This window comes from Deferribacterota bacterium (assembly GCA_034189185.1).
Classification (GTDB): Bacteria; Chrysiogenota; Deferribacteres; order Deferribacterales; family UBA228; genus UBA228.
Map to the genome: position 1 here is coordinate 1 of JAXHVM010000075.1, position 8,649 is coordinate 8,649.

Below are 8,649 nucleotides of genomic sequence, written 5' to 3' on the forward strand. Positions count from 1 at the left end.
GTTTAAAAAGTATATTATTTGATCAAATAAAAAAAGTTACAGGCTTAACAAAAAAAGAGATTAAAGAAAATATATGGATAAAATGTGAGAAATGTAAAGAGATTAGTTATAGGAATGATATAATTAATAATTTTCACACCTGTCCTATTTGTGGGTATCATTTTAAAATTGATGGAAGACAAAAGATTGATATAATTGTTGATGAGGGCTCTTTTAAAGAGGTTGATAGCAATCTTTACTCATTAGATCCACTAAAGTTTAAAGATACTAAAAGATATGCAGATAGGCTAAAGAGCGCAATAAAAAAGACTGGCTTAAATGAGGCTTTTATATCTGGTACTGCCACTGTGTATGGTAAAGAAGTTCATATTGGCGCTTTTGAGTTTAAATTCTTAGGTGGTAGTATGGGAAGTGTTGTTGGTGAAAAGATTACTAGGCTATTTGAGAGAGCTATAAAAAATAGGACACACGTTATTACTATAAGTTGCTCTGGTGGTGCAAGGATGCAGGAGAGCATACTATCATTAATGCAGATGGCAAAAACATCGGCTGTATTAAAGAAATTAGAAAAAGAAAGATTAGCCCATATATCAATTTTAACAAATCCAACTACAGGTGGTGTTACAGCTAGCTTTGCAATGTTAGGGGATTCAATTATTGCTGAGCCTGGGGCTTTAATAGGTTTTGCTGGCCCACGAGTTATAGAACAGACAACTAGACAGAAATTACCAGAAGGTTTTCAGACAGCTGAATTTTTACTAGAGCATGGAATGGTTGATATGGTACTTCATAGAAATAAATGGAGAGAAGTTATAAATAATCTATTAGATTTTTATGGTACAGAATAACTCTTTTGCATGTTTTATCTCAAAGAAGATTGAAATGAGAAGTATGAGTCTATCCTTAGCAAGGATTGAAAAAGCGTTAAATGAGATTTCTTTTAATGAAAAGGATTTGGGCTTTATAATACATGTGGCTGGGACAAATGGAAAGGGTACCACTGTTTATTTTATTTCTAATATGTTAATAAATAGCGGTTATAATGTAGCATCATTTTATTCACCACATATTGAAAAAATAAATGAAAGAATTGTATATAATAATGAAAATATAAGCTCTGATGAACTTGAGGACATATATAAACAATTGGCAAAAGTAATTATAAAATATGATTTAACCTATTTTGAGACGTTAACCCTTATTGCGTTTTATTATTTTTCAAAACAAAAACCTGACTATACAGTTATTGAGACAGGTTTGGGGGGTAGGCTAGATGCTACAAATGTGTTAGTTAATAAGCTACCTGTTATAACAAATATATCCTATGATCATCCCCATATACTTGGCAGAAAAATATATAAGATAATTGATGAAAAACTTGCTATTGTTAAAAACAACAATGTAGTATTTGTTGGGAATAACGAGAAATTTATAAGGGATTATATTTTAGAAAAACTAGTTTATAAGAAAGTTTTTTTTACTTCTTATAATTATGAATTAATAAATAATGTGATAAATACATTGCCTAAAGTTGATAAATATTCTTATCCATACCCATACTATTATGATTTCTTGTTAGCTTTGCGAATTTTTAATTATTTAACTAATAGGGTATATGATGGCAAGGCTATAGAATTGCCACTATGTAGATTTGAAAGGTTTGGAAATATTATTTTTGATGGAACACACACAATAAATGGCCTACTACAACTCTTTAAAAACTTTAATAGTAATAGTAAGACCAGCGTCTTATTTTCATTAACAAAGGAGAGAAACTTAGAAAAATTTATTGCAGTTTTAACAAAATACTCAAATAATATAGTTTTAACAACTATTCCATTTAATAATAGATCTATTAGTATTGATACATTAAATAACATTGACACATATAAGCAAAAAAAATTAAAATTTATAGGAGATCCATTAAAGGGACTTACCTATTTAAATAGAGAAGAGAAGCAGACTATACTTGTGACTGGATCATTTTATCTATGTGCTTATTTGAGAGGTCAGGTAATTAAAAAATGATAAGATATTTCTTTTTCTTATTGTTTTTTATATTGCTTATCAGCACTTCCTATGGGGAAATAGATGAAAATTTTGAAGTATCATTAGAAGCTGATAGTATTACCTATGTATTAGAGAATATTGTTAAGGCCGAAGGGAATGTCTTTATTTACTACAAAGATATGTTGTTAACTGCTGACAAGGTTATTTATAACAGGAAAACGAATGATGTAGAAGCAGAAGGTCACGTTATTATTAATGATAAAGAGAGCTATATTACAGCAGATAGAATATCAATTAATTTAGATAAAATGACGGGTATAATAGAAAATGGCAGTGGCTATTATTATCCAGATAAGTATTTTAAAGCTTCAAAAATTAAGAGGTTAAATGAAAATAATTATATCCTTGATAATGCAACAATTACTGGTTGTGAGAATAAGCCCCCAGATTGGTCATTTTCTGCAAAAAGGGTAAATATAGAGTATGGCGAGATATTTACCGCAAAGAATGTAAAAGCAAAGATTAAAGATGTCCCTGTGTTGTATCTTCCATACTTCGCATGGCCAATTAAAGTAAAAAGAGAGAGTGGTTTTTTAATCCCTAAGGTAGGCACAAGCTCAGAGCTGGGTTTTATATTTGGTCCTAAGTATTTTGCAAATATTGATGTCGATAAGGATGCTACACTTGGAGCAAACATCTTTACCTCAAAAGGCGTGCAACCTTTAGGCGAGTTCAGATATGCCAAAAGCGAAAGCGAAAAAGTTTACATAGCTGGCGAATTCCTACATGATTTTGATACAGAGGCAGATAAGGAAGAGAGGTGGAAATTAACAAATATTAGTAATTTCTATATTTTTGATAATTTAGAACTGAGATTTAACCAGAATTATGTTTCTGATTATCGTTATAGAAGGGATTTTGATGATTATTCTATAAATAAATTAGATGAGTTTGGTGAAAACAGATTTATTAATGAGGTTAGGTTAAATTACTATACAAAATATGCAGATTTTACTCTTAGATATAGAGATGATATGCATTTTTTTGATCTGGAGAATGGTTTTATTAAAGAACGGCAGGTTAGAAAACCTAATATCTTAGTTGAAAAAAACTATATTAATCTTGGATTGGTTAATTTAGATTATAAGTTTGAATATGATAATGTTGAGACTGAAAATGATATATATGATATAGATGTGAGAGATGATGAGGATATATCAAAGGATTTCCAGCGTATTCATGGATATCTAACATTATACAAACCAGTAAATTTAGGTTTTGGGACATTAACACCCTCTTATAAACAATATTATACAAGGTGGGACACCCCATCTTTTGGTTATGGCAGGGTAAGGGATGATAAAGATCATGATCTTGCACAACTTAGTGTAGATAACAATGATATAGAGAGAACAATCTATAATTATAGTGTTAAATTAAAACTTAATGATATATATAAAAATTATGAGGATTTTAGTCATCATATTTATAATACATTTGAATATACAAGGACTCCCCATCTTGAACAGGATGAATTAATTAGGGCATTAGAAGATGATGTGATTGATGAGGAGGATGCATTTTTATATACATTGACAAATTATTTTAAGACTTCTGCATGGAATTTGAGATTGGATCTTATCAGTGGAGTTGATTTTAGGGAGAATGATAGGGCACACCCATTTCATGAAAAAATTAATTTTACATATAAAAGATATTTGAATTACCAAAATGAAGTTAAAGTTGATTATTATGGTGAAGGGATAACCTATTTTGATAACCGATTAAACTTAAATTTTGAAAATTTTTATATCTCTTTAAGACAACTGTATGACGAAGAATTATTAGAGCTGTCTGAGAATTATATTTTATTGAATAATTATAATATGTCTATAAATGATCTATTTACTAACAGTATAATAAGTAGTGAGAATGCACAATTAGATTTAAGGGTTGGATTTAATATAAAAAGGGTTAATATTGAATTTTCTATGGAAGCATCCGATAAGGTGGAAGATTTTAGTGAAGATATAGTAACCAGCTTAGATATAAATAGGTTTTCAGTAAAAACTTCATATAAATCCGATTGCTGGGAAGTTGGAATAATGTATAAAAATGATAGGTATGATGAGATCGAATATGATCACATAGATGATGATACTGATCATTCTGTTATATTATTTATATCATTAAAAGGATTGGGTAGTGGAGAACAAAAAATTATGTAGTAACATTTTAATAATTTTATTGTTTTCATTCTGCTGTCAAAATATATATGGTAAAATAGTACAAGGCGAAGGCTTTGCAGTTATTCATGATGGCGGTATGAAAATAGCAGAAATGAAAGCAAAAGAGGTAGCTTTAAAAGATGGGATCTTTAATTATTTAAAAGAAAAGACTCCAAACACTTACAATATACCTGAGATTACAGAGGAGTTTTTTAAGTTTTTAAAATCATATAAGATTACTTCACGATATGTTAAGGATTACAAGGTTTATTACTCAATTAGAGCTGATATTATAGATTTTAGCATTGAGGATATTTACTATTTAATTGATAAGATAATGACTCCAGTAGTTTATATAATTAATATAAAGGGGGATTCTGAAGGTTTTGCTGAAAAGGATTTATATGAAGCAGTGGGTAATAAATTAAAATCAGCTAATTTAGATATAAAATATGAGAAGGATTATTTATTTGCTTTAAATGACAACAGGGAGTTTGATAATGTAATAACAGAGTTTGCCAATAGTAAAGGATATTACCTTTTTATAATTTCCCTTGATTCAGATATTAATATTATTGATAATGAAAGTTATTGCAGGCTTGAATTGATTACCAATATTTATACAAGAAGCCATAAGTTTAACACTATTAAGGTTATAGTGACAGATATTAATGAATTTTCAGATAGAGCTTTTTTTAGTGCTTTAAATAAAGCTTTGGATAAAATGATTGGGTATGTGTCAGAAAACATAATTAAAATAAAAGATGTTAATAGAGAAATATTTAGCTATAATATCTTATTAAGTGACTATAAAAAGTATGCCGATGTTTATAATTTTTTAGATTTTCTAAAAAATATGGGCGTTGTAAATGATTATGGCATAGATAAATATTTGGGTAATTCTATAAATTTATTTGTTAAAACAATATACAAAAGAGAGGATTTTCTTGATAAGCTAAAAAACTATAGGGATAGATTTAATTATGAAATAGGCTGGGATGATAAAATAATAAATATTAGGTTTCTATTTTAATAATATGATAGATAAGATTCTAGAGTTTATCAAACCTATCAGGAAAATACTTTTATTTACCCATAATAATCCTGATCCTGACTCAATTGCATCAGCTTTTGCTTTAAAAAACCTGTTTAGTTATATTTATAAAAAAAGATGCACCATTGCCTATAGAGGGATTATTGGAAGAGCTCAGAATAGGGAATTAGTGAAGGTATGTAGTATAAAAATGTTTAATGCTAAAATGCTAAATCCAGTTAAATATGATTGTATTGTATTAGTTGATACACAACCAGGATCGGGGAATATCTATTTGACTGAGAAGCAGATACCTCATATAGTTATAGACCATCACTATATTAGAAGTGCCACAAAAAAAGCTAAGATTATAGATGTAAGGCCAAATATTGGGAGCACCAGCACAATAGTTATCGAGTATTACAAGAAATTGAATATCCCTTTTGATAAAAATACGGCTACTGCTCTATACTATGGAATAAAGACAGATACAATAGGTGCTGCACGGAATAATACTAAATTAGACTTGGAAATGATGAGTTATGTTACCCCCTACATTTCTTTAAGAAAGTTATCAAAAATTGAAGAGCCAGAGATTCCTAGGTATTATTTTAAAAACTTGCATATTGCTCTAGAAAGGGTAGAGGTTATTAATGAATTAATCTTTTGCAATTTAGATGAAGTTAGAAATGCTGATTTTATAGCTGAGATGTCTGATTTTTTAATCAGGATGAGGGATATTAAATGGAGCTTAGTTATGGGAAAAGTGGATAAAGGGTGTTATTTTTCATTGAGGTGTAAATTATCTAAGAAATTTTTAGGGAACATAGCAACAGAGATTACAAGAGGCATAGGCTATGGTGGTGGGCATTTAAAATCAGCAGGAGGGCAAATTCCGCTTGAGAATAATAAACTATTAAACGGTTTGAATGAAAAAGAAAAATACGAAAAAGTTGTATCTATTGTAAAAAAGAGATTTTTAAATATTATATTTAAAAATAATAATATATATGATAAAAGTAATGTAGAGAAATTAAAACTATAACAGGGGGTGTGATATGAAATATATTTGTACTATCTGCGGCTATATTTATGATCCAGAGGTAGGTGATCCAGACAATGGTATTCAGCCTGGCACATCATTTGAAGACTTGCCTGATGATTGGGTATGTCCAGAATGTGGTGCACCTAAAGAAAGTTTTGAGGTTTATGAAGAATAAGGTTTGCCCTAAAAGGGCAAACCTTATTCTATAATTTATGGGGGTTGTATATGTCTGCTATAAAGATAGAGGAAAATATATATTTTGTTGGTGTCTTTGACCCAGAATTAAGGGTTTTTGATATAGTTGTGCCTACAAAAGATGGCACTACTTATAATAGTTATTTAATTGTAGGCAAAGAGAAAAAAGCATTAATAGAAGCATGCAAATTTAATTTTAAGGAGGATCACCTAAAAAATATTGAGGAGATTTGTCCAATCGAAGAATTAGATTATATTGTATTAAATCACACAGAACCAGACCATTCAGGAACACTTCCTTTAATAGTTGATAAAAATCCAAATATAGAGGTGATATATTCTAAGACTGCTAAGAGCTTTGTTGAAAATATAATAAATAAAGAGTTCAATGGTAGATCTGTATCCGATGGTGATACAATTGATTTGGGCGGCTACACCTTGGAGTTTTTCCACACACCTTTTCTTCACTGGCCTGATACTATGTTTACTTATCTTAGAGAAAAAAATATTCTTTTTCCATGTGATTTCTTAGGGGCTCATTATTGTGAATATAACATCTTTAATGATACCTTAGAGAATAAAGAAGAAGCCTATAATGCATTTAAATATTATTATATGAGTATTATGCGACCCTTTAAGAATCATATTCTAAAGGCTCTTGATAAGATAAAAAATTTGAAAATAGATATTATATGCCCCTCTCATGGTCCTATATTGCGTGAAAATATTCAGTATTATATAGATTTTTACAGGGATCAAGCTGTTAAATTTAATATTAGAAAAAACAAAAATATAGCAACAATTTTGTATGCAAGTGCCTATAACAATACAAAGAAGCTAGCTGAGACAATTGACAGGGCTTTGAAAGAAACAGGCGTTGAGACTATCCTTATTGATGCAGCTAACGAACCTATGAAGAAGATAATTGATAGCATAGAGATATCTAAGGGTTTAATAATTGGTACTGCTACAATTAATGCAAAAGCACCTAAGCCTATTTTTGATGTATTTGCTAACCTTGTTGTATTAGATGTTTCAGGTCGCATTGCTGGGGTTTTTGGTTCTTATGGATGGAGTGGGGAAGGTGTAAGAATTAGTGAAGACATTGTTAAAACTATGAGAATGAAAACACCAATGCCCACATTTATGGTTAAGATGACCCCAAGTGATAAAGATTTGGAGGAAGCATATAAGTGGGGATGTGAACTTGGTATTTCGATACTTGAATCATAGGCTATTATAATTGATCTATAAAAAATTATTTGAATAATATTGTATATATCTAATTAATATAAACATTATTATAGAATATTGATTTAATAATCTTATATTTTAAAATATGAAAGTTGAGAAAATCAAATTTATTGATTCCCTTATTTATAAAGATTTGAAAATCGATTTAGTTGTTACAACAAAAAAAATCCGTGTTAAATACACTGCTAATATAATTAATTTTGATGAGAATTATATATATGTTTCTGCGCCAATAAAAAATGATAAAATTATCTTGCTTCCGCATAAATCAAAAGTCGAGGCTACATTTATAAATAAATTTGGTAAATTTATATTAAAAAGCTATGTTTATAACAAAAATAATAGAGCAGAAAGGTATGTTTGCATTGTAAGGCCGAAAAATCTATATTTGTTACAGCAGAGAGAATTTTTTAGGATCGATATTAGAGAAAAAGTAAATTTTTATATTTTACGGACTACTAAAAGTGATAATCTCATTGTTTTTAACAAAAAGAATTGTTCTGGTTTTTTGGTAGATATATCTGCTGGTGGATGTAGGATTGAATCTAAGGTTGGCTTAAAGGTAAACGATATAATTGAACTAGATTTAAGGCGTTTAATTTCAGATTTAAGCTCAGTAATAGGAAAGGTTGTTAAAATATATACAGATAATAATAAAGTTAGTTATGGTATACAGTTTTTATCAATAAAAGATAAAGATAGGGATAAAATTGTAAGATTTGGTCTACAAGAACAGATTAAGATGAGTAAGTTAGTTCAATAGCTGCTATGGCGATACAATATAAAAAAGAGAAAGATAGAATTGTTATATATATTATGGGTGATTTTGATGGAATGCAGGGTGAAAACCTGCTTAATTTTATAAAAAAGATTAGTGAAAAGTT

The 8,649-nt window shown here is 29.1% G+C and carries 8 protein-coding genes; all 8 read left to right on the top strand.

Annotation, left to right across the window (positions count from 1 at the left end; translation table 11 throughout):
* A partial coding sequence (gene accD / locus SVN78_06350; GenBank protein ID MDY6821224.1) for an acetyl-CoA carboxylase, carboxyltransferase subunit beta occupies nucleotides 1-848 on the top strand: 848 nt, incomplete at its 5' end.
* Complete coding sequence (locus SVN78_06355; protein MDY6821225.1) at nucleotides 835-2,028, top strand: Mur ligase family protein; 1,194 nt, start codon at nucleotides 835-837, stop codon at nucleotides 2,026-2,028. The genes accD and SVN78_06355, both read left to right, overlap by 14 nt.
* Nucleotides 2,025-4,238: a hypothetical protein gene (locus SVN78_06360; GenBank protein ID MDY6821226.1), complete on the top strand. Its 2,214-nt coding sequence runs from the start codon at nucleotides 2,025-2,027 to the stop codon at nucleotides 4,236-4,238. The genes SVN78_06355 and SVN78_06360 overlap by 4 nt, the downstream gene beginning before the upstream one ends.
* Nucleotides 4,216-5,271 carry a hypothetical protein gene (locus SVN78_06365; GenBank protein MDY6821227.1) on the top strand — a complete coding sequence of 352 codons (1,056 nt, stop codon included), beginning with the start codon at nucleotides 4,216-4,218 and terminating at the stop codon, nucleotides 5,269-5,271. Before SVN78_06360 ends, SVN78_06365 begins: the two co-directional genes overlap by 23 nt.
* Nucleotides 5,272-5,275: 4 nt before the next feature.
* Nucleotides 5,276-6,316 (top strand): bifunctional oligoribonuclease/PAP phosphatase NrnA, encoded by a 1,041-nt coding sequence (locus SVN78_06370; protein ID MDY6821228.1) that lies wholly within the window; start codon nucleotides 5,276-5,278, stop codon nucleotides 6,314-6,316.
* A 13-nt stretch (nucleotides 6,317-6,329) separates the two neighbouring features.
* Nucleotides 6,330-6,491 (top strand): rubredoxin, encoded by a 162-nt coding sequence (locus SVN78_06375; GenBank protein MDY6821229.1) that lies wholly within the window; start codon nucleotides 6,330-6,332, stop codon nucleotides 6,489-6,491.
* Nucleotides 6,492-6,541: 50 nt separating this feature from the next.
* Nucleotides 6,542-7,744, top strand: a complete 1,203-nt coding sequence (locus SVN78_06380) for an FprA family A-type flavoprotein (GenBank protein ID MDY6821230.1) — start codon at nucleotides 6,542-6,544, stop codon at nucleotides 7,742-7,744.
* Between the two features lie 106 nt (nucleotides 7,745-7,850).
* Nucleotides 7,851-8,528, top strand: coding sequence for a flagellar brake protein (locus tag SVN78_06385; protein MDY6821231.1), 678 nt, complete (start codon nucleotides 7,851-7,853; stop codon nucleotides 8,526-8,528).
* Nucleotides 8,529-8,649: the final 121 nt, after the last annotated feature.

What these genes read in the sequence shown, in the direction of transcription:
- SVN78_06380 (MDY6821230.1), top strand. Translation starts at nt 6,542, where the DNA reads ATGTCTGCTATAAAGATAGAGGAAAATATATATTTTGTTGGTGTCTTT.
- SVN78_06355 (MDY6821225.1), top strand. Translation starts at nt 835, where the DNA reads ATGGTACAGAATAACTCTTTTGCATGTTTTATCTCAAAGAAGATTGAA.
- SVN78_06360 (MDY6821226.1), top strand. Translation starts at nt 2,025, where the DNA reads ATGATAAGATATTTCTTTTTCTTATTGTTTTTTATATTGCTTATCAGC.
- SVN78_06385 (MDY6821231.1), top strand. Translation starts at nt 7,851, where the DNA reads ATGAAAGTTGAGAAAATCAAATTTATTGATTCCCTTATTTATAAAGAT.
- SVN78_06370 (MDY6821228.1), top strand. Translation starts at nt 5,276, where the DNA reads ATGATAGATAAGATTCTAGAGTTTATCAAACCTATCAGGAAAATACTT.
- SVN78_06375 (MDY6821229.1), top strand. Translation starts at nt 6,330, where the DNA reads ATGAAATATATTTGTACTATCTGCGGCTATATTTATGATCCAGAGGTA.